This is a genomic window from Actinoplanes sp. NPDC026623, from assembly GCF_040638275.1.
GTDB lineage: Bacteria > Actinomycetota > Actinomycetes > Mycobacteriales > Micromonosporaceae > Actinoplanes.
Window position 1 is genome coordinate 15,084 of record NZ_JBEZXZ010000087.1, and the last position, 19,221, is coordinate 34,304.

Annotated in this window: 17 protein-coding genes and 1 pseudogene; 9 read left to right on the plus strand and 9 right to left on the minus strand. The window is 73.2% G+C overall.

From position 1 onward, the window contains the following. Positions 1-109 precede the first annotated feature (109 nt). Both AB0F10_RS24325 and AB0F10_RS24330 read right to left on the minus strand, forming a co-directional pair. Entirely contained in the window at positions 110-2,065 is a 1,956-nt protein-coding gene (locus AB0F10_RS24325) for a WD40 repeat domain-containing protein (protein ID WP_360629189.1), read from the minus strand. Between the two features lie 61 nt (positions 2,066-2,126). Beyond that, positions 2,127-3,485 (minus strand): hypothetical protein, encoded by a 1,359-nt coding sequence (locus tag AB0F10_RS24330; RefSeq protein ID WP_360629192.1) that lies wholly within the window; start codon positions 3,483-3,485, stop codon positions 2,127-2,129. Positions 3,486-3,602: 117 nt separating this feature from the next. On the opposite strand from AB0F10_RS24330, the gene AB0F10_RS24335 reads away from it, so the two are divergent. From AB0F10_RS24335 to AB0F10_RS24350, 4 genes are all read left to right on the plus strand, one after another. Next, positions 3,603-4,910, plus strand: a complete 1,308-nt coding sequence (locus tag AB0F10_RS24335) for a hypothetical protein (protein ID WP_360629195.1) — start codon at positions 3,603-3,605, stop codon at positions 4,908-4,910. A gap of 33 nt (positions 4,911-4,943) precedes the next feature. Then, positions 4,944-5,252, plus strand: a complete 309-nt coding sequence (locus AB0F10_RS24340; protein ID WP_360629198.1) for a hypothetical protein — start codon at positions 4,944-4,946, stop codon at positions 5,250-5,252. A 43-nt stretch (positions 5,253-5,295) separates the two neighbouring features. Continuing rightward, positions 5,296-5,421: a hypothetical protein gene (locus AB0F10_RS24345; RefSeq protein ID WP_360629201.1), complete on the plus strand. Its 126-nt coding sequence runs from the start codon at positions 5,296-5,298 to the stop codon at positions 5,419-5,421. Between the two features lie 136 nt (positions 5,422-5,557). Next, a complete protein-coding gene (locus AB0F10_RS24350; protein ID WP_360629204.1) occupies positions 5,558-6,001 on the plus strand; it encodes a hypothetical protein in 444 nt (147 codons plus the stop codon). On the opposite strand, the gene AB0F10_RS24355 is transcribed toward AB0F10_RS24350, so the two are convergent. After that, entirely contained in the window at positions 5,988-8,543 is a 2,556-nt protein-coding gene (locus AB0F10_RS24355; protein ID WP_360629207.1) for a bifunctional diguanylate cyclase/phosphodiesterase, read from the minus strand. The two genes, AB0F10_RS24350 and AB0F10_RS24355, sit on opposite strands and share 14 nt — an antisense overlap. 212 nt (positions 8,544-8,755) lie before the next feature. Here AB0F10_RS24355 and AB0F10_RS24360 point away from each other — a divergent pair, with 212 nt between their 5' ends. Then, entirely contained in the window at positions 8,756-9,598 is an 843-nt protein-coding gene (locus AB0F10_RS24360; protein WP_360629210.1) for a dioxygenase, read from the plus strand. A gap of 92 nt (positions 9,599-9,690) precedes the next feature. Beyond that, positions 9,691-10,179 carry an SRPBCC family protein gene (locus tag AB0F10_RS24365; RefSeq protein WP_360629213.1) on the plus strand — a complete coding sequence of 163 codons (489 nt, stop codon included), beginning with the start codon at positions 9,691-9,693 and terminating at the stop codon, positions 10,177-10,179. A gap of 15 nt (positions 10,180-10,194) precedes the next feature. Here AB0F10_RS24365 and AB0F10_RS24370 read toward each other — a convergent pair whose 3' ends face one another. Both AB0F10_RS24370 and AB0F10_RS24375 read right to left on the minus strand, forming a co-directional pair. Further along, complete coding sequence (locus tag AB0F10_RS24370) at positions 10,195-11,118, minus strand: hypothetical protein (protein ID WP_360629217.1); 924 nt, start codon at positions 11,116-11,118, stop codon at positions 10,195-10,197. Between the two features lie 90 nt (positions 11,119-11,208). Next, positions 11,209-11,754, minus strand: coding sequence for an MFS transporter (locus AB0F10_RS24375; RefSeq protein ID WP_360629238.1), 546 nt, complete (start codon positions 11,752-11,754; stop codon positions 11,209-11,211). An 89-nt stretch (positions 11,755-11,843) separates the two neighbouring features. Here AB0F10_RS24375 and AB0F10_RS24380 point away from each other — a divergent pair, with 89 nt between their 5' ends. After that, positions 11,844-12,155, plus strand: a complete 312-nt coding sequence (locus tag AB0F10_RS24380; protein WP_360629220.1) for a GNAT family N-acetyltransferase — start codon at positions 11,844-11,846, stop codon at positions 12,153-12,155. Here AB0F10_RS24380 and AB0F10_RS24385 read toward each other — a convergent pair. Then, complete coding sequence (locus AB0F10_RS24385; protein WP_360629223.1) at positions 12,148-12,813, minus strand: response regulator transcription factor; 666 nt, start codon at positions 12,811-12,813, stop codon at positions 12,148-12,150. The two genes, AB0F10_RS24380 and AB0F10_RS24385, sit on opposite strands and share 8 nt — an antisense overlap. A gap of 18 nt (positions 12,814-12,831) precedes the next feature. Beyond that, entirely contained in the window at positions 12,832-14,133 is a 1,302-nt protein-coding gene (locus AB0F10_RS24390; RefSeq protein ID WP_360629226.1) for a sensor domain-containing protein, read from the minus strand. 129 nt (positions 14,134-14,262) lie between these two features. On the opposite strand from AB0F10_RS24390, the gene AB0F10_RS24395 reads away from it, so the two are divergent. Next, complete coding sequence (locus AB0F10_RS24395) at positions 14,263-15,207, plus strand: ATP-binding cassette domain-containing protein (RefSeq protein WP_360629229.1); 945 nt, start codon at positions 14,263-14,265, stop codon at positions 15,205-15,207. Continuing rightward, on the plus strand, positions 15,204-16,022 hold the full coding sequence (locus tag AB0F10_RS24400; protein ID WP_360629232.1) for an ABC transporter permease: 819 nt from the start codon (positions 15,204-15,206) through the stop codon (positions 16,020-16,022). The genes AB0F10_RS24395 and AB0F10_RS24400 overlap by 4 nt, the downstream gene beginning before the upstream one ends. An 11-nt stretch (positions 16,023-16,033) precedes the next feature. On the opposite strand, the gene AB0F10_RS24405 is transcribed toward AB0F10_RS24400, so the two are convergent. Next, entirely contained in the window at positions 16,034-17,638 is a 1,605-nt protein-coding gene (locus tag AB0F10_RS24405; protein ID WP_360629235.1) for an acyl-CoA synthetase, read from the minus strand. Then, positions 17,635-19,221: pseudogene (locus tag AB0F10_RS24410) on the minus strand (enoyl-CoA hydratase); the annotation flags it as partial. The pseudogene AB0F10_RS24410 and the gene AB0F10_RS24405, both read right to left, overlap by 4 nt.

Consider the following 19,221-nt stretch of genomic DNA (forward strand, 5'->3'; position numbering starts at 1 on the left):
GAACAATGGCGGTGTGTTTTGGAGGAGGCCATCCTGACAGATCTGGATCTCATCCGGTATCCCGCATCGATCTCCAACTGGATCCGACGACCGGTCTGAGACCCTACTGTCAGTGACATCCACTACAGAGCCGGGCGGTCACCACGGCCGGATCGAGGTCCCACAGCACGATGCGGGGGTCCGGGCCGGCCGACGCCAGCACGTCCCGCCCGCCCGGTGCGAACGCGACGGCGTTGACCGGACCGGTGTGCCCGGCGAGCGCGGCCACCGGCCGTCCGCCGTCGATCCGCCACACGGTGACCAGGCTGTCGCTGCCGGCCACGGCCAGCGACCTCCCGTCCGTGCTGATCGCCACGGACCTGCTCGCGCCGTGGCTGTGCAGGGTGCCGGTCCGGGTCCGGTCCGCGCTGTTCCACAGCACGACGTCGCCGGCGGCGTCGCCGGTCACCAGCAGCGGTCCGCGGGTGCTGAACGTCACGGACTTGATCGCGGTTCCGCCGTCGACGAGCGGCCCGAGCGGGCGGTCGTGGCCGACGTCCCAGATCGCCACCCGGCCGTCCGCGCCGCCCGAGGCGACGAGTTGTCCGGTTCCGTCGAAGGCGACGGCGTTCACCGGACCGCGATGGCCGACGGGCAGTACCCGGGCGGCGGCACCGCCGGCGAGGTCGGTGAGCATCACCCGGTGATCCCGCCCGCCGGACACGACGAGGCGGCCCGATGGATCGACCGAGAGGCCGGCGACGGCGCCCCGGTGCGTGGCCAGCGTCCGGGTCGCCGTACCCGTGCCGGCGTCCCACAGCGTGATGACGCCGCCGAGGTCGCCGGCGACCAGCGTCCCGTCCGGCCGGAAGGCCAGCGCGGTCACCGGGGTACGCGTCTCGATCACCCGCCGCGCTCGCCCGTCGCGATTCCACAGCACGATGGTGCTGTCCGATCCGCCGGTGGCGAGCAGATCGCCGTCCGCGCTGAACGCGAGGGCGTCCGGCGGGCGGGTGTGACCGGTGAAGGACGGTGTCGCCTTTCGCCAGAGGCTGACGCTCTCGTCGCCGACGGCGGCGAGCCGCTCGCCGTCCGGGCTCAGCGCGGCGGCGAAGAACGGCTCGGTGCGGCTGGCGACGGCCGTCAGGTACCCGCCGCCGGGCGCCGACCACCAGCGGATGCTGCCGTCGGCGCCGGCCGAGAGCAGGCGCGTCCCGTCGGCGGTGAACTCGACGTGGCGCACCGGCGAGACGTGCCGGCGCAGGAAGGCCGGCGCGGCGTCGCCGGTCAGGTCCCTGAGCGCGACCTGCTGATCGTCGCCGCCGCTGGCGAGCGTGTGCCCGTCCCGGCTGAGCGCCACGGTGAGAACGGCGCCGTCGTGGTCGCGGAACAGCCGGTTGCCGCCCCGCACCCGGTCGGCCAGCAGCACCCCGGTTGCGCCGGCCACCGCGAGCAGGTCCGCGGTCCCGCTGAACGCCACGTCGTGGACCTCGCCCACCCGGCGGGGCGGCCGGGCGATCTCGCGCCACCGCGCGGTGTCCCACACGGTGACGGTGCCGTCCTGTGACCCGGCGGCCAGCACGGCGCCGTCGGCGCTGAAGGTGACGGCGTTGACCCGCCCGTGCGGCACCGGCAGCACGCGGACGACCGTCCGGGTCCGCACGTCCCACAGGACGATCTGCCGGTCCTCGCCGGCCGAGGCGAGCAGCGGATGCCCCGGCTGGAACGCGAGGGCGCGCACGCCGCCGCCGTCGCGGTCCAGCGGCACCGCCCGCGCCCCGTCGGACACGCCGCGCAGCAGCACCGTCCCGTCGTCCCCGGCCGAGGCGAGCAGGCCGCCGCCGTCGTCGAACGCGACCGCGCGCACCTGCCCGCGGTGCTCCCGGAAGACCTCCCGGGCCGGCTTGTACGCGGCGGTGCTGAGCAGCGCGCCGCGAGCCTCCGCGGTGTCCGCCGTGCGGTACGCGGACACCGCCAGGTCGCCGGCCTCGTCCGGCGACGACGCGCTCAGATCCTGCGCCGCGACCGCGAGCTGGCGCGACCGGGCGATCTCCCGCTCCCGGAGCGCCGATCTGCGCTGCACCACCGCGACGAGGCGACGACCGCGCAGACCAGGAGCAGGGCGGCGAGCGACTGGGCGAGCAGCTTCATCCGGCGGCCTGCCGTAGCGCGACTCCGTGCGCCGCCGCCTCCGCCTCGGCGCCGGCCCGCACGAACTGCCGCTCCACCGCGCTCGAGGAGACGACCCAGTCGGCGCGCCCGGCGAGGTCGCGCACCGCGGCCAGTTGCACGCCGCGGTACAGCGCACCGGGGTCGCGCCCCACCGCCTCCCACGCCCCGGCGGCGATCGTGAGCTGGCGGTGCACGCGCAGCGCCTGCCGGTCCTCGGCGATCCACCGCTGGAGCCGGGGCCAGGCCCGGGCGACGGCCTCGTGCCCGAGCTCGACGCTATCGTCGGTGACGACCACGAGGCGCGCGGTGGCCAGCCGGTCCAGCACCCGGGCGGTCTCGGCCGACCGGCCCATGCCGAGCACCTCGGAGAGGGCGGCGCGGCGGCGCACGTCGCAGGCGTCGTCGTTGAGCTGCACGAGGCGCAGCAGGAGGCTGCGGGCCACCGACCGGCCCTCGGCGGTGAGCTCGGCGAAGGCCCGCTCGGCGGTGGCCGCGATCGCGCCGTGCACCCCGCCGCTGGCCTGGTAGCCGGCGAGCGTCAGCCGGTTCTTCTCCCGCCGGTGCCAGGTCTCCAGCAGGGCGTGTGAGAGCAGGGGCAGCGCGCCCGGCTGGCCCCGCACGTCCGCCAGCGCGGCGGCGACCATGTCGTTGTCGACCCTCAGCCCGTGCCGGGCGGCGGGGCCCTCGATCGCCTGCCGCAGCTCGTCCGCCTGCATCGGGCCGACCAGGAACTGCGCGTCGCGCAGCGCGAGCACCAACCCGGGGAACTCGGCGCAGTGCCCGAGGAAGTCGGCGCGGGCGGCGACGACGACGCGGGTGGACTCCGCCGCCGCGACGAGCGCCTCGACGAACGCGCGCCGCTCGCCGGCGTCGTCGCACATGGTGAAGACCTCCTCGATGGACGACTTGCCGCTCCCGGACGGTCCGAACAGGACGATCAGCCGCTGCCGGCCGAGCCGGTCGACCAGTTCGGCGACGAGCGACTCCCGGCCGAAGAACCGGTCCGCGTCCGCCGGCTGGAACGCGGCCAGCCCGAGGTACGGCGACGGCCGGTCCTCGCACCCGTCCTCGTGCGCCGCGGCGACCTCGCGCCACCGCCGCTCCCGCTCGACCGGATCTCCGTCGCAGGCCCGTACGTATGCCAGCGTCACCGCGAGCGACGGCAACTGCAGCGCGCCGGCGGCCTCGGACAGCGCCGTGGCCGAGTAGTGAGCCTGCCGGGCCAGCTGCCGGTAGCTGGGCGACCCGGCCTTCTCGCGCAGGTGCCGCAGGTCGAAGGCGAACCGGGGGAGTGGCCCGGCCTCCGGGTCGATGGGTCGTTCCGGTCGTCCCACGCCGCGTCCCCCATTGATCAGACTTGATTGTCCAGCGCGCGAATCGCCTGCTGGTCAACTCCCCGGCCGGTACATCTTTCCTCGTCGATTGATGTATCACCGAGGGAGCCCTGGCAAATGACTAGACGTAGACGGTGGGCCGCGGGGTTGGCGGCTGTGCTGACCGCGACAGCCGTCGCCGCGGTGGCGCACCCGCCGGTGGCGGCGGCTGCCGACGACCTGATCCACGGCCGCGACGGCGCCGCGTTCGCGCTGACCCCCGACTGGGGCCTGGAGTCCTATGCGGAGGCGCTGCAGGCCGAGCTCGGCACCCGGCGGTCGGTGACCGCCGTGCTGGACGCGGCGAACCGGTCGACGACGCAGTGCAACACCGCCCAGCGCGGCGCGCTTCCGGAGTACTACGACCGGACCGACTACCCGCTTCCCGCCGGCCAGATCCTGACCAGCAGCGACTCGTTCTGCTGGGATCCCGGCGACAGCAAGGTCGCGTACTGGGTGCCGCAGGGGCTGACCGGGTCGTCCGACGCCGACGACGACGGGCTCTGGGGCGACAAGCGGTTCATCGCCGTGAGCTGGCACTACGACAAGACCAAGGCCGGCACGTCGATGGACAAGGGCGTGCGGATCTCGCTGGTGGACCGGGCGACGGGCAGGTACCGGCACGTGCTGCTGGTCCAGCCGACCCGGACGGCGACGCCGAACTTCACCGCGGTGCCGATCCACGCGGGCGGCCTCGCCTGGCTCGGGCACTACCTGTACGTCGCGGACACCAGCAGCGGGATGCGGGTGTTCGACATGGACCGCGTCCTCGAGGTCGACGCGGGCGAGGACGCCATCGGCCGGCAGGGCGGCGCCTACTACGCCTACACGTACCAGTACGTGGTGCCGCAGGTGGCCACGTACAAGCAGGCCACGGTGATCTCGGAGTCGCCGTGCGTGCCGCAGAAGAACGCGATGTGCTTCTCGTCGCTCTCCCTGGACCGCAGCACCACCCCGGACACGCTTGTTGCCGGCGAGTACCGCGACGGACGCAGCACGGACGCGTCGATCGACGGGGGGCGCGTCGTGCGCTATCCGGTGGCGGCCGACACCCGCAAGCTCGTGCTCGCCTCCGGCAGGGCGGTGCCCCGGGACGCGGTGACCGTGCCGAAGAGCAACGTGCAGGGCGTGCAGACCTGGAAGGACCGCTACTACCTCGGGCGAAGCTCGGCGTACAAGCACAGCTTCATGTACTCCGGCCTTCCGAACGGGACGGCGCCCGCGAAGAGCTGGGCCATCGGCGGCGAGGACCTCTATCACGAGCACGGTGCCGGGATCACCGCCGGGAAGCTCTGGTCCGTGACCGAACACGCCTACGACGACGAGACCGGCGCCTTCATCGACCGGCGCGCGGTGTTCGCGGTGCCGCTGACCGACATCGGCTGACCCATGCCGCGGCCGTTTTACCAAGGAGGATTTGTGCGCAAAGAACGCTCCGCGCTGGCGGCGATGATCGGGGTGGTCGCCGCATTGGCGCTGCCCAACCCCGCCATGGCGGCGGGTTTTGAATGGGACTACGCGGTCGCGGGCAGCGTGCCGGACGGCCTGCCCTGCGCCGCCATCACCGGCGCGAAGATCTGCTACCAGCACGACGGCGACAGGTGGTGGGTCAAGGATACCTCGGAGGACCACGCCTCGGCCGTCGCGAGCTGGCAGAACAGGCGCAACGGCGCGCTCTACCGCGAGGGCGGCTGCCGGAACTCCATGGGCGTCGGCACCTGGGCGTGATGGCCCTCAAGCGCAGGCCGGCTGGTGCAAGGCAACCTACGGCTTGACGGTCGCCTGCTATGCCGACTACGACAGGGGCGACCAGGTCAAGTTCGCCGTGCTCGTGTACGACGGCAGCACCCTGAAGCGCGACAGCGGCTGGTCCAGCTGGATCGGCGTCGGGGCCTGACGGGCCTCGGCGGTGCGCCCGGGCCGTTCGGCTCGGGCGCCCCGCTCGTCATTCGCGGAAAGCCCGTATCGGCGGTGCCCCTCGTGATGTTCTCGAAGGTGGAGGCGTCGACGACGACGCCGAACGGGGGAGCACCATGAAACGCACCATCATCGCGGCTCTCGCCGTGGTCTCCGCGATCGCGGCTTCCGCACCGGCCGCGCCGGCCTCGGCGGCCACCGTCCCGGCCGGCCCGGCGGTCAGGATCGCCCTCGAACGGGCGGGCGGTTTCATCGGCGGTCACGACACGTTCGTGGTCGACCGCTCGACCGCCGGCGGCCACCAGGCGCTGCGGCTGGCCGGAAGCCGCAAATTCCTCCGGCTGCGCGGCTCGTACCAGCCGGCGAACCCCTGCTGCGACAGGTATTCCTACGTCGTCACCGTCTCCTACCTGCACGGCCCGCGAAAGACGGTCTCGACCGTGCAGGGCGCCGACGCCCCGCGCATTCTGTGGGACGTCATCGCGGAGACCGAGCGGGTGGGTGCCGGCCCGCCCGCCGCCGCACGGCCCCGGGCGGTTCAGCCGGTCAGGAGGTTTTGAGGCCGCCGCCGCGGGGCGTCGCCCGTCGAAGATACGGGGTCTTGGCCGGCCGCCGGCCCGGGCGGGGAAGGGCGACGACGCCGGCGATGCCGTGGCCCCGTGAGATGGCGGGCCGGCGGTGTGACTGCCTCGCCGCCGGCCGCTGAGGAACGTGAGGCGGCAGCGCGAGGGCGAGCCGCGGCGCGGGGCCGGCCAGCAGCTCGAGCAGCTGCGGCGCCGGCAGCGGCTTGGCGAACAGGTAGCCCTGGCCGATGTTGCAGCCCAGCAGCTGCAGTTCCGTCGCCTGCCCCTGCGTCTCGATGCCCTCGGCGATGGTCGTCAGGTGCAGCACGTGGCTGAGCTGCAGGATCGCGTCGGCGATGGCCGCGCCCTCGGGCGTGCCGTTCAGCTCCGCCACGAAGCTGCGGTCGATCTTGAGGATGTCCACCGGGAGCCGGGTCAGGTAGTGCAGCGACGAGTAGCCGGTGCCGAAGTCGTCGATGGCCACCCGGATGCCGTGCTCGCGGAGCTCGTTCAGCATGGCGATGCCGGCGCTCTCGTACACCAGCGCCGACTCGGTGATCTCCAGGACCAGCCGGTGCGGCGCGAGGCCCGTGCGGGCCAGCACCCCGAGCACATCCTGTACGAGCGTCGGCTCCTGCAGCTGCCGCGGTGACAGGTTGACGCTGGCGTACAGGTCGTCCCACTGCGTGACCTGGCGGCACGCCGTCTCCAGCACGAACAGGCCGATCTCGGTGATCACGCCGGTGCGCTCGGCGACCGGGATGAAATGGACCGGCGACACCAGGCCCAGCCGCGGGTGCTGCCAGCGGACCAGCGCCTCGACACCGAGCGCGCGGCCGTCCGTCAGGTCCACCAGCGGCTGGTAGAGCACGTGCAGTTCGTCGCGCCCGAGCGCGCCCGCCAGGTCCTCGGCGAGCTGGGCGTCCGCCGCGCGCTGGTCGGTCGTGGTCGGGTCGTATCCCTTGGCGCCGTGGGTGCCCAGCCGCTTGGCCTGGTACATGGCGACGTCGGCGCGGCGCAGCAGCTCCTTCGGGGTGTCGCCGTCCCGGCCGGTGGCCACGCCGATGCTGGCCCGCACGGTGACGGCGTCGTCGCCCAGGCGCACCGGCGTCGCGGCCGCCTCGGCCAGGATCCGCCGCGCGATGGCGAGCGCGCTCGCCTCGTCGGGCACGTCGGTGATCAGCACGACGAACTCGTCGCCGCCGATGCGGGCCGCCACGTCGCCAGGCCGGATGCCGGCGGACAGGATCCGCGCGAACTCGCCCAGCATCGCGTCGCCGGCCGCGTACCCGTGTGCGTCGTTGACCAGCTTGAAGTCGTCCAGGTCGATGAGCAGCAGCGCGACGTCCGGCCGCCGGCCGACCAGGTCGGCGAGGTGGGCGTCCAGCCCGGCGCGGTTGGCCAGGCCGGTGAGCGGGTCGTGCAGGGCCATCTGCTCGAGTTCCAGCTCGCGCTCGCGCAGCCGCGTCTCGACCTGCCGGCGGAGCCTGATGTCGCCGCGCAGCGCGGCGGCCGCGGCGTCGACCTTGCCCATCGCCCGGTTGCGGGCGTTCGCGAGCAGGCCGGTGAGCACGGTGAGCAGCAGGGTGATCGTCATCGTCACCGCGAACCTGGTGCGGACGACGCCGCGGTCGGTCTCGTGCAGCAGTTGGTCGGTGGGGCGCACCTCAAGGGTCCAGGCGCGCGGGCCGGCGGCGATGTGCGCGACCCGGTCCAGCGCCCGGGGGTAGTCCCGCGCCGTGACGCCGGAGAAGTCGGCGATCTTCTGCGCGAGGGCATCCTCCGGGTCGCCGAGAGTGGCGGTCACGGCGCCGTGCGCCTGTGCCTGCAGCGACTCGGTCAGCAGCTCACCGCCGTGCACGCCCATGGTGAGCCAGCCGCTGAGCGCGCCGCCGATGCGATACACGGGCACCGCGAACCGGAACGAGAGCTGCTGCCTGACCTCCGGCAGGTCACGGTCCTTGAGCAGCACGTACGCCCGGCTGACCGCCAGGGCGCCGGTGTATTGCGAGTCCCGGAGGACCTCGGCGGCCTCGGGCGCGGCGGCCAGGTCCCGGCCGGCCGGCACTGGCACGCCGTCGAAGGAAGAGGTGAGGATCGTGAACGCGTGCTCGCCGTTCCCGACCGGCTTCAGCTTGAGGTCACTCGCGCCCTGCCGGCGCCAGTGGCCCTGCAGGGCGGCGACGCCGCCGTCGTGAGCGCCCGCCACCAGCTCGAGGGAGGTGGCGCCGGGCAGGCGCCGCCGGTTGCCGACCTTGTCGGCGATCCGGGCGAAGTCGGCGGCGGTGAGCTCGCTCTGCGCCTCCAGGGCGATCGCCACGTCGGAGAGGGTGTCGCCGTAGCGCTGGATCTCGGTGTTGATGGTCCGGCTGAGGTCGCCGGCGTACCGGTCCATGAGCTGGGCCGCGTAGCGCTGCTCGGCGACGTACGCCTGGCGGGTGGCGACACCGGACGCGATGGTGCCGGTGAACGCGACCACGACGACGAGAACGATGCTGGACAGGCGACGCCGCTTCGGTCGCAGGTACTGGCTCTGCATGCCTACCTTATCGGTAGGTCTCGCGGGGCTGTAAAGGTTCCAGCCGCGGCCGGAAAGCGGACAAAGACTTATAAACCAGACTCCGAGCCCACGACCCGGAGTTGCCCGCCACATCAAACGGGGAGTTTGCTGCGGTGGTGAGTGAGCACCGGATCGAGGGCCGTATCGCGGGGCCGGGCCCGACGCTGCCGGGTGAGGCGAGAGGTGACGCGATGAAGGCTCAGCGCCGGGGCATCACGGAGCAGGCGGTCGCCAGCTTCGCGGGTACCCTCGATCCGCGGCTGCGTGAACTGCTCACCGGGCTGACCGGCGGGCTGCACCAGATCGTGCGGCAGCTTCGCCCGACCCTGGCGGAGTGGGAGGCGCTCGTCGCGTTTCTCACCGAGGTCGGGCAGCGCAGCGACGACAAGCGGCAGGAGTTCATTCTGCTCTCCGACGTGCTGGGCATCTCGTCGCTGGTCGAGGAGGTCAACGGGCACGCCGGGGGCACGCCGGGGACCGTGCTGGGCCCGTTCCACGTGAGGGCGTCGCCGCCCCGCGCGCTGGGCGACTCCATCGACGAGACGGGCCGGGCCGATCTCGCGGAGGTCCGGGGCCGGGTGTCGAGCGTCGACGGCACGCCGCTCGCGAACGCGGTGGTCGACGTCTGGCAGAGCGACGACAACGGCTACTACGACGTCCAGCAGCCCGGCCGGCAACCCGAGGGGAACGGGCGCGGTCTCTTCCGTACGGATGAGGACGGGTCGTTCTGGTTCCGGACGGTGGTGCCCAGCGAGTATCCGGTGCCAACCGACGGGCCGGTGGGAAGGCTGCTCGCGGCGAGCCGCCGGCACGCCTACCGGCCGGCACACATCCACGTCATCTGCCGCGCTCCCGGTCATGAGGCGCTTACCACCCACCTGTTCGTGGCCGGCAGCCCCTACCTGGACAGCGATGCCGTCTTCGCGGTCAACGAGGATCTCATCGTGGAATTCACCGAGGCGACCCCGGACGCGCCGCGCCGCGCCGCGGTCGACCTGGTCCTGGTGCCCGACGCCACCGGCGGGGATTCCTGACGTCCGCGGCTCCTGCGGGCCGGGCGGCTCGTCCGTCCATCGTGGTACGGTCGGATCGTCGATTTGTCCCTCCGACGGTGGAGATGGTGGCAATGTCGCCAGACGCAATGAAGCTGGAGAAGGCGCCCGTCGTCCAGACCGGAATGCTCATGCGCAAGCCGGTGGACGAGGTTTTCGAGGCCTTCGTCAATCCCGGGATCACCACGAAGTTCTGGTTCACCGACAGCACGGGCCCGCTCGAGCCGGGCGCCGAGGTGCGGTGGACGTGGTCGTTCTACAACGTTTCCACGCCGGTGCGGGTGCACGAGTTCGACAAGAACGCCCGGCTCGTCATCGAGTGGGGCGAGCGCCCCGCCTCGACGACGTTCACCGTCACGTTCACGCCCAAGGGCGAGGACGCGACGTATGTCGAGATCACGGAGAGCGGCTTCGGCGGCGAGACCGGCGACGACGTCGTGGCGTGGGCGCTGGGATCGATGGGCGGATTCACCCAGGCGCTCGCCGCGTTCAAGGCGTACCTCGACCACGGCATCGTCGTCCGGATCGTCGCCGACCGGTTCCCCGACGGCAGGCACACCTGACCGGGGAGCCGGTCGTCAGTGGTTGTAGGGCATGACGGGGAACCAGCCGCCGGAGAAGTTCGACGGCACCCGCAGGTCCCAGTAGACGACCGTGAAGGTGCCCAGCGCGAGCAGCAGCCCGCCGGTGACGATCGCCGTCGCCCGCGGGCTGCGGGCCAGCCAGCCGATGAAACGGCCGCGGGTGACCAGGAGCAGCGCGACGAACAGCACCGAGACCACCAGGACGTTGCCGAGCGACTGCAGCACGAAGGCCAGCGCGCCGTAGATCGGGTTGCCTTCGTCCACGGCCCACTGGAACAACTTCTTGAACAGGGGATACGGGCGCCCGATCAGGAACCCGCCGATCAGGGCGCCCAGCGTCACGACCCGCGCCGCGGGGTGGTACCGGAACACGTCGGGCAGCGCGCCGAGGGCGGCCAGGCCCAGGTAGATCATGGTCAGCCCGATGATGCCGAAGACGACTGACGACTGGATGAGCCGTACCGGAACGGTGCCGATCGAATCGGTCGACAACTGCGGCAGGCGGTCGCCGAGCAGCACCCCGGCGAATCCGTAGCAGGCCGACACCGTCACCATTCCCGAGATCAGCAGCCCTAGCGGGCGCAGCAGGAAACGCCAGCCCCTGGGCGGGCCGGCGGCGTCGGCGAGCTGCAACTGGTTCATCGGGCCGAGCGCCGCCGCCATGGCGATGTTGCAGGCCGTGAACGTGCCGGCGAACCCGGAGACGAACGCGAACACCAGCCCGGCCGCCGTGCCGGCGACGGCGTCGTGTTTCGCGTCGCCGCCGAGCGCGGTGTTCGCCACGTTGTCGCCGATCACGGAATCGACCAACTCGAACGACCACAGCAACGCCATCAGCAGACCCGCGGCGACGCTGCCCGCAACGATCCACAATGTACTGACGGAGCGTTCTTCCCGCGTGTGGGTGGTCAGGGACATGGGTCCTCCTCAGGCCTGCGCGTGGGGATGTGCCGTGTTCAGCTTCTCCCGCGACGCGCGGGGCCGGTCCTTCGAGATTGCGGCTTCGATTCAGGAGGCCCGGGTCGCCCCTGCCGGCTCGCCCGATGCGGCCGGCGGCTCCGGGGCGGGCGTGCGGACCAGCAGGGAGAGCGCGGCGGCGACGACGGCCGCGCAACCCGCGCCGGCGAAGGCGACGGTGATGTCGCCGCCCGTGTGCTGCACGAGGTTGCCGGTGGCCGCGGTGCCGCCGGCGTAGCCGGCCCACATCAGCGTGCCGAGCCAGGCGAAGGCCTCGGTGCGGTACCGCGGCGGCGCCGCCTCGCCGAGGACCACCTGGTGCAGGGTGTCGCGCGGCCCGCCGACCAGGCCGACGGCGAAGATCAGCAGCGCGAACAGGATCAGCAGGCTCACCTGGCCGGCGAGCGCCAGCAGGACGGCGGACGCGAGGTGGAGGATCGCGAGCTGAGGCCCCGGCGCCCCGGTCCGCCTCCGGTTGCCGTGCCCGCTCCCACCAGCGCCACGATGAGGCTGGGCGGGGCGACCGTCAGGAGCGCGGAGACCAGCAGCGGGCCGCCGACGAAGAGGGACTCTCGGGGACGGCCAGGAGCTCCCGATAGGCGCGCATCTGGCCTCCTGTACGGATGGGGGCGACGACCCACCGCATCATCGCCCGGAGCGGTCGTCCGCGGGGGAGCCGTGATTGGATGGTGGGTGTGACGTTCACGGTGACCGACGTTCCCGGCAAGGAACGGTTCGAGGGGCGCGACGAGGCCGGTGCGCTCGTCGGCGTGCTCACCTATCAGCTGACCGGGACCATCGTCTGCTACACGCATACCAAGGTCGAACCCGCCTTCGAGGGCAGCGGGGCCGGGTCGGCGCTCGCCCGCGCGGCGATGGACGACGCCCGGGCCAAGGGCCGGACCGTGGTCCCGATCTGCCCGTTCGTCTCCGGCTGGCTGGAGCGGCACCCGGAGTACGAGGACCTCCTGGCCAGATCGACCCGGAAGATCAAATAGCGGCGTCCGGGCCGGTCCAGCCGATGTACCGCAGCACGGCCAGCACGCGGCGGTGGTCGTCGGTGTGGGCCGGCAGGTCCAGCTTCATGAAGATGCCGGTCACGTGCTTCTCCACGGAGCTGTTGGTGAGCACCAGGGCCTTGGCGATCGCCGCATTCGTGCGGCCCTGCGCCATCAGGGTCAGCACCTCGCGCTCGCGGGCGGTCAGTGCGGCGAGCGGGTCCCGGTTGCGGCCCGCGGCCATCACCTGGCCGACGACCTCCGGATCCAGCACGACACCGCCGCCGGCGATCCGGTCGAGCGCCGCCATGAAGTCACCGACGTCGGCCACCCGCTCCTTGAGCAGGTAGCCGATCCGTTCGCACCGTGGGGTGAAGAGCCGCGCCGCGTGGCGCGGCTCCACGTACTGGGAGAAGACCAGCACGCCCGTGCCGGGATGGCTCGCGCGCAGCGCAAGCGCCGCGCGGATCCCCTCGTCGGTGAAGGTCGGCGGCATTCGGATGTCCACGATGGCCAGGTCGGGCCGGTGCTCGCCGACCGCCTCCATCAGCGTCGCGGCGTCCGCGGTCGCGGCGACCACCTCGTGTCCCCGGTCGCGCAGCAGGAAGGCGAGACCCTCCCGGAGCACGACGGCGTCCTCGGCGATCGCGATCCGCACCCTGAACCCCCTCGCCGGTCATGCGTGCAGCGGCAGCTCCACCACCACCTCGGTCGGCCCGCCCACCGGGCTGACCGAGGTCAGCCGGCCGTCGACCGTCCGGACCCGGTCCGTGAGGCCGGCCAGCCCGTGGCCGGGGCGGATCTCCGCGCCGCCGATCCCGTCGTCGGTCACCCGCAACAGCAGTTTGTCAGGGTGCAGGTGCGCCGTGACGGCCAGGTTCCGCGCCCTGCTGTGCCGGGTGGCGTTGGTGATCAGCTCGGCGACGCAGAAGTACGCGATGACCGCGATCGCCGGCGACGGGGCCCGCTCCGGAAGGCCCTGCGTACGCAGGGTCGCCGGGACGCCGCTGCGGGAGGTCAGCGACTCCAGCGCCACGTCGAGACCCTCGTCGAGCACGGACGGGTAGATGCCGCGGCTGAGGTCGCGCAGCTCGGCGATCGCCGCCTTCGCGTCGTGGTGCGCGCTGTCGACGAGGCGGCGCGCGCTCGCCAGCGCCTCCGGGTCGTCGCCGGCGAGCTTCACCCGGACCAGGCCGAGATTCATCGCCAGCGCGACGAGCCGGGCCTGGGCGCCGTCGTGCAGGTCCCGCTCGATGCCGCGGAGCATGGCGGTGGCGTCGTCAACGGCCCGGGTGCGGCTCTGTTCGAGGTCCCGCACCCGCCGGGCCACCTTGCCGGGGCCGAGCAGCAGCCGGGTCAGCAGCCGGTCCGGGTACTGCACGCCGTGGGTGAGCACCGGGGCGAGCACGAGCAGGGCCAGGCCGGCGAGGACGACAAGCACGGAACCCGCCGTCCCGGTGGTACCGGGCAGCCGGGCGGTCGGCGACTCCGGGCCGCCCTGGACGGCGCGCACCACGGCCCAGGACAGCGGGGACGTCAGCAGGTAGGCGCCGTACACCCAGATGCCCGCGGTGAGGGCGAACGCCGCCGCCGTGAACGGCAGGCGCAGCAGCGCGAACAGCACCGCACGCCAGCAGGTGGTGTCGGTGAAGGTCGTCCCGAGGAAGCCGATCACGCCGCGGGGCACCGAGCGGAACGGCCGGGGCCCGTCGACGGCCACCCCGAGCAGCGACGTCGCGAGCCGGCGCTGCACCGCGCCCAGCCCGCGGGCGCCGTGCAGACCGCCGGCCAGCAGGGGCACGCCGAACGGGGTGAGTGCGAGCGCGACGCCGCCGACCAGCGAGAACAGGGTCCACACGAAGCCGAGCACGGCGAGCGGGAGGGCGAGCACCGCGTACAGCAGTTCGGCCCGGCTCGCGGCCCGCAGCGGACCGGTCAGCAGGCCCCGCAGGAGGGCGCGGCCGGATGTCTCGCTCATGGTCGGGTGGGGTGCCTTCCTCCGAGCCCGCGGACCTTGCCCGAATCATGCCACGGCGGGGGTTAACCACAGGAAAAGTCGGTGGTTGGCACGGCAGCGGCCGCCATCGGCGATCGGAACGATGTGGACATGACCCACGCAGCTCCGCCGTCGATCGAGGTCGACGGTCTCCGTAAACGTTACGGCCGGAAGGTCGCCGTCGACGATCTGTCGTTCACGGTGAGGCCCGGCTCGGTCACCGGCTTTCTCGGCCCGAACGGCGCCGGCAAGTCGACCACGATGCGGCTCATTCTCGGGCTGGACCACGCGAACGCCGGCACGGCCCTGATCGGCGGCCGGCCCTACCGGGAGCTGCGCCGGCCGCTGTGCACGGTGGGCGCGCTGCTCGAGGCCAAGGCCGTACACAAGGGCCGCAGCGCGTATCACCACCTGCTGTGGCTGGCGCAGACGCAGGGCATCGGCGAGGGCCGGGTCCGGCAGGTGATCGACCAGGTCGGCCTCGCCGACGTGGCACACAGGCGTACCGGCGGCTTCTCGCTCGGCATGGGCCAGCGGGTCGGCATCGCGGCGGCGCTGCTCGGCGATCCGCAGGTGCTGCTGCTGGACGAGCCGGTGAACGGGCTGGACCCCGAGGGCGTCCTGTGGATCCGGAACCTGCTCAAGGACCTGGCCGCGCAGGGCCGGGCGGTGCTCGTCTCCAGCCACCTGATGAACGAGATGGCGGTGACCGCCGACCACCTGGTCGTCATCGGCCGGGGCCGGCTGATCTCGGACTGCTCGACCGGCGAGTTCATCCGCAGGTACGCCGCCGCGACGGTGCGGGTCCGCACCCGCGACGGGCGGCGCCTCGCCGAGCTTGTCGTCGGCGACGGCGGGGAGATCAGCGGCGAGGCCGAGGGCGCGTACATCGTCTCCGGGCTCGACGCCGACCGGATCGCCGAGCTTGCCTCGCCGGCGGGGGTGGTGCTCCACGAGTTGTCGCCGCAGCACGGCTCGCTCGAGGCGGCCTTCATGGAATTGACAAGGGAAAGCGTCGAGTACGGCGGCACCGCGCCGGACCGGAGCAGGGCATGACGACCATGCAGATCACCGGCTCCGCCGCGGCGGCCTTCGGCCGGACGCTGCGTGCCGAGTGGACGAAGCTGCGATCGGTGCGGTCCACGATCTGGTCCCTGGTCATCATGGCGGTGGTGACGGTCGGGTTCACCGCGATCGCCACCGGCTTCTACGCCGGCTCGTGGGACTCGATGGACGCGGCCGACCAGGCCCGGCTGCTGAGCGACCCGATCGGGCTGATCCTGCAGCCGGGGGCGTACTACGGGCAGATCGCGCTCTGCGTGCTCGGCGTCATGGTGGTCGCCGGCGAGTACTCGACCGGCACCATCTCCGCGAGCCTGCTGGCCGTCCCGGCCCGCACGCCCGTGCTGGCCGCCAAGGCGGCCGTGCTGGCCGCCGTGGTCTTCGTGGCCGGCGAGGTCATCGCGTTCGCGTCGTTCCTGCTCGGCAGCGGCATCGTGAGCAGGCGGGTCGACGTGTCGCTCGACCAGCCCGGCGTGCTGCGCGCGGTCCTCGGCCTCGGCCTGTACCTGCCGACGGTGGCGCTGCTGGCGCTGGCCGTCGGGGCGATCATCCGGCACGTCGCCGGCGCGATCACCGCGGTGCTGGCGATCGTGGTGGTGCTGCCCTCGCTCGCCTCGCTGCTGCCCGGGGACGCCGGCCGGTACGCGAGCACCCTCGCCCCCGGCGGCAGCGCCGGTCCGCTGCTGCTCTCCAGCGGCACCAACCCGGACGCGGTCCTCACCCCGTGGCAGGGCTTCGCGGTCGCCTGCGCCTGGTCGATCGCCCTGCTCGCCGTGGCCGCGATGCTGCTGCGCCGGCGGGACGCGTGACGGTGCGGGTGCTATCCCTGCGGCAGCGGGCCGGCGGGCAGCAGCCGGCGTACCAGCTTGCCGGTGGCGTTGCGCGGCAACTCGTCGAGGAAGACGACGTCGCGGGGCACCTTGTAGCGGGCCAGGTTCGCGCGTACGAAATCCTTGATCTCCTGCGGGTCCCGCGCCGCCTCGCCGGTGGGCACGACGAACGCGCGCAGCCGGGTGCCGAACTCGGCGTCGTCGACGCCGATGACGGCCGCCTCGACCACGTCGTCGCGCCCGGCCAACAGGTTCTCCACCTCGAGCGGGTAGACGTTCTCCCCGCCGGAGATGATCATGTCGTCGTCCCGGCCGTCGATGAAGAGCAGGCCCTCCGCGTCGAAGTGGCCGCGGTCGCCGGTGGCCAGGTAGCCGTCGATGACCTGCTTGCGCTGGCCGTCGGTGTAGCCCTCGAACGGGATGCCGGTGCGCACGAACACCCGCCCGATCTCGCCGGGCTCGGTGACGCGCCGGTCGCCGGCGTCGAAGAGGGCGACGTGGACGGTGACCGGGGGCCTGCCGACGGTTCCGGGCGCCCGCCGCGACTCGGCCGGCTTCGCCACCGAGGCGACGGCGACCTCGGTGGAGCCGTACACGTTGTGCACGACGTCGCCGAAGATGTCCTGGAAGCGGGTGGTCAGCTCGGGTGACAGCGGCGATCCGGCGACGAAGACGGTCCGCAGCGACGTGGTGTCGTACCTGCCGATCACGTCCGGTCCGAGCGACACGATCCGGGTGAGCATGGTGGGCACGGCGACCAGCATCTCGGCGCGGTGCTCGGCGATGAGCCGCAGGATGTGTTCGGCGTCGAAGCGGCGCATCAGCACGGCGTGGTTGGCCAGCGAGAGCCCGACGGTCCAGGCGCCGAATCCGGTGCTGTGGAACAGCGGCGACGCGATCACCGCGGCGCCCCGGCGGGGGAACGGGATCCGGTCCGCGATCAGGGCGCTGGCCAGCGGCGACACCTTGGTACGCGGCGCGCCCTTGGGCAGCCCCGTGGTGCCGCTGGTGAGGATGATGAACCCGCCGGGCCGCTCGGGCAGCGGCAGCGCCGTGGTGGGGTGCGCGGCGATCAGGTCGTCGATCGACGTGCCGGGGGAGCCCCAGGTGAGGTACCGGGTGACGGTGTCCGGCAGCCCGTCGACGACGTCGGCGAACTCGCTGTCGTGGAGCACCACCTGGACCTTCTCCCGGGCGGCCACCTCGATCAGCTGCTGTTTGGCGAGCCCGGTGTTCATCAGCGCGAGGCGCAGCCGGGCCCGGGCGGTGGCGCTGATCGCGAGCACCAGGCCGCGGTGGTCGCGGGCCAGCACCCCGACGACCGAGCGGTCCGGCAGGCCGAGACCGCTCAGGGCGTGTGCGAGCGCGTTGGACTGCTCGTCCAGCTGCCGGTAGGTGAGGGTGCCGAGCTCGTCGGTGACGGCCGGGGCATCGGGGTTCTCGGCGGCGGCCTTCATGATCAGGGCCGCCTGCGGGCCGAGCCGGGCGTTGTTCACGGCGGCGCGCAGCAGCCGGTCGGGGCGCAGCAGGTTGATGATGCCGAGCTGGTGCATCCGGCCGACGGCGTGCAGGTGTTCGAGCGTGTCTCTGATCATGGTCGGCACCTTTGTTCGAGGGGGCGGGCGCGCTTGCCGGCGACGGTGAGTCCGTCCGCGGTGACGTCGATGCGCCGGCCGAGCGGATCCTCGGCGAGCAGCCGGTCGATCAGCGCGCGGTCCCGGGTGCGGCGGACCACCCGCTCGCCGTCCGGGGTGAGCGCGGTGACGATGCCGGCCTCGGGCTCGCCGTCGCGGCCGTACGTGACGGTGTACGCCTCGAGGACGGCCGTGCCGGTGCGCCTCGGGCTGACCGTGCGGGCGGGGCGTGCCGGCCCGGTGCCGACGTCGATGTCGCGGTACCCGCGCCGCGGCGCCCGGGCGGAGAACACGCCGATCGCGTGCTTGGTGAGGTACCAGCCGACGGCGGTGACCAGGCCGTACCCGTCCGGGTCGGCGCGCAGCAGCGGCACCAGGTTCGCGAGGGCGTGGCTCGCGTAGTTGTTGCCGGGCCCGCCGGCGAAGGTGAGCCCGCCGGTGACGGTGAGCGGGCGGGCCGGGTCGTCGATCGGCAGCCCGAGCTCGGCGGCGGCGACCTGCACCGCCGAGGGGAAGCAGGCGTACAGGTCGATGTGGCGGATGTCGGCCATGGACAGTCCGGCGTGGTCGAGCACGGCCCGCCCGGCGGCGGCGATCGCGGGCGAGGCGGCGAGGTCGGCGCGTTCGGTGACGAACCACTGCTCGGTGGCGTGGGCGCCGGCGTGCGCGAACACCCACCGGTCCTGGTCGATGCCGGCGCGCTGCGCGGCCTCGGCGCTGCACACGATGATGCCGGAGGCCTGGTTGACCTGCAGGTGGGCGGTGAGCAGCTTCGGGTACGGCGCGCAGATCGGGCGGTTGACGCCGTCGGTCGCGGCCAGTTCGGCGGCGGTGCGCCGGCCCGGCAGCCAGGCGTACGGATTGGTCGCGGCCACCTCGGAGAACCGCGACCAGAGTCCGGTGATCCGGGCGCGGTGCTCCTGCGGGGACAGGGCGAGGCGGCCGCGGATCGCGGACTCGATGAGCGCGTACAGGTGGATGGGCGCGACCAGGCCCGCCGCGGTCTCGGCGTCGTTGTTCGGCACGGCGTCGACGCCGATGGTGCGGGTCGGTGCCGTGCCCTCCGGCTGGGCGGGCCAGGCCAGGTCGGGGCCGGCGCGTTCGGCGGTGGCGGCGGCCTCGGCGCCGCCGAGCAGGGCGACCGAGACCCGCCCGGCGGCGATCTCGGCGGCCGCGTCGTTGACAAGGCGCAGCGAGCCGTCCCCGCCGAGCAGGCCGGTCTGCACGGTCTGCGACGGCCGGGCGCCGACCGTCTCGGCGATCAGGGCGGCGCCGTCCGGATACTGCCAGGACACGCTGGCGACGTAGCCGACCGAGTCGGCGGCGGCCAGCAGGTCCGGCCCCGCGCCGGCGTCCTCGGCGGCCAGCCGCAGCGCGCGCACGGCGAGCGACACCGGGTCGCCGTCCCGCGGTTCGAGGCAGCGCTCGGACACCTGGCCGACGCCGACGACGACCGGCGTCCACGGGTCGATGTCCCGGCCGGTCCGCTCGTGGCGGATCGGGGCCGGCCTGGTGCGCGGCGGCCCCGGCGCGACGGCGGCCGC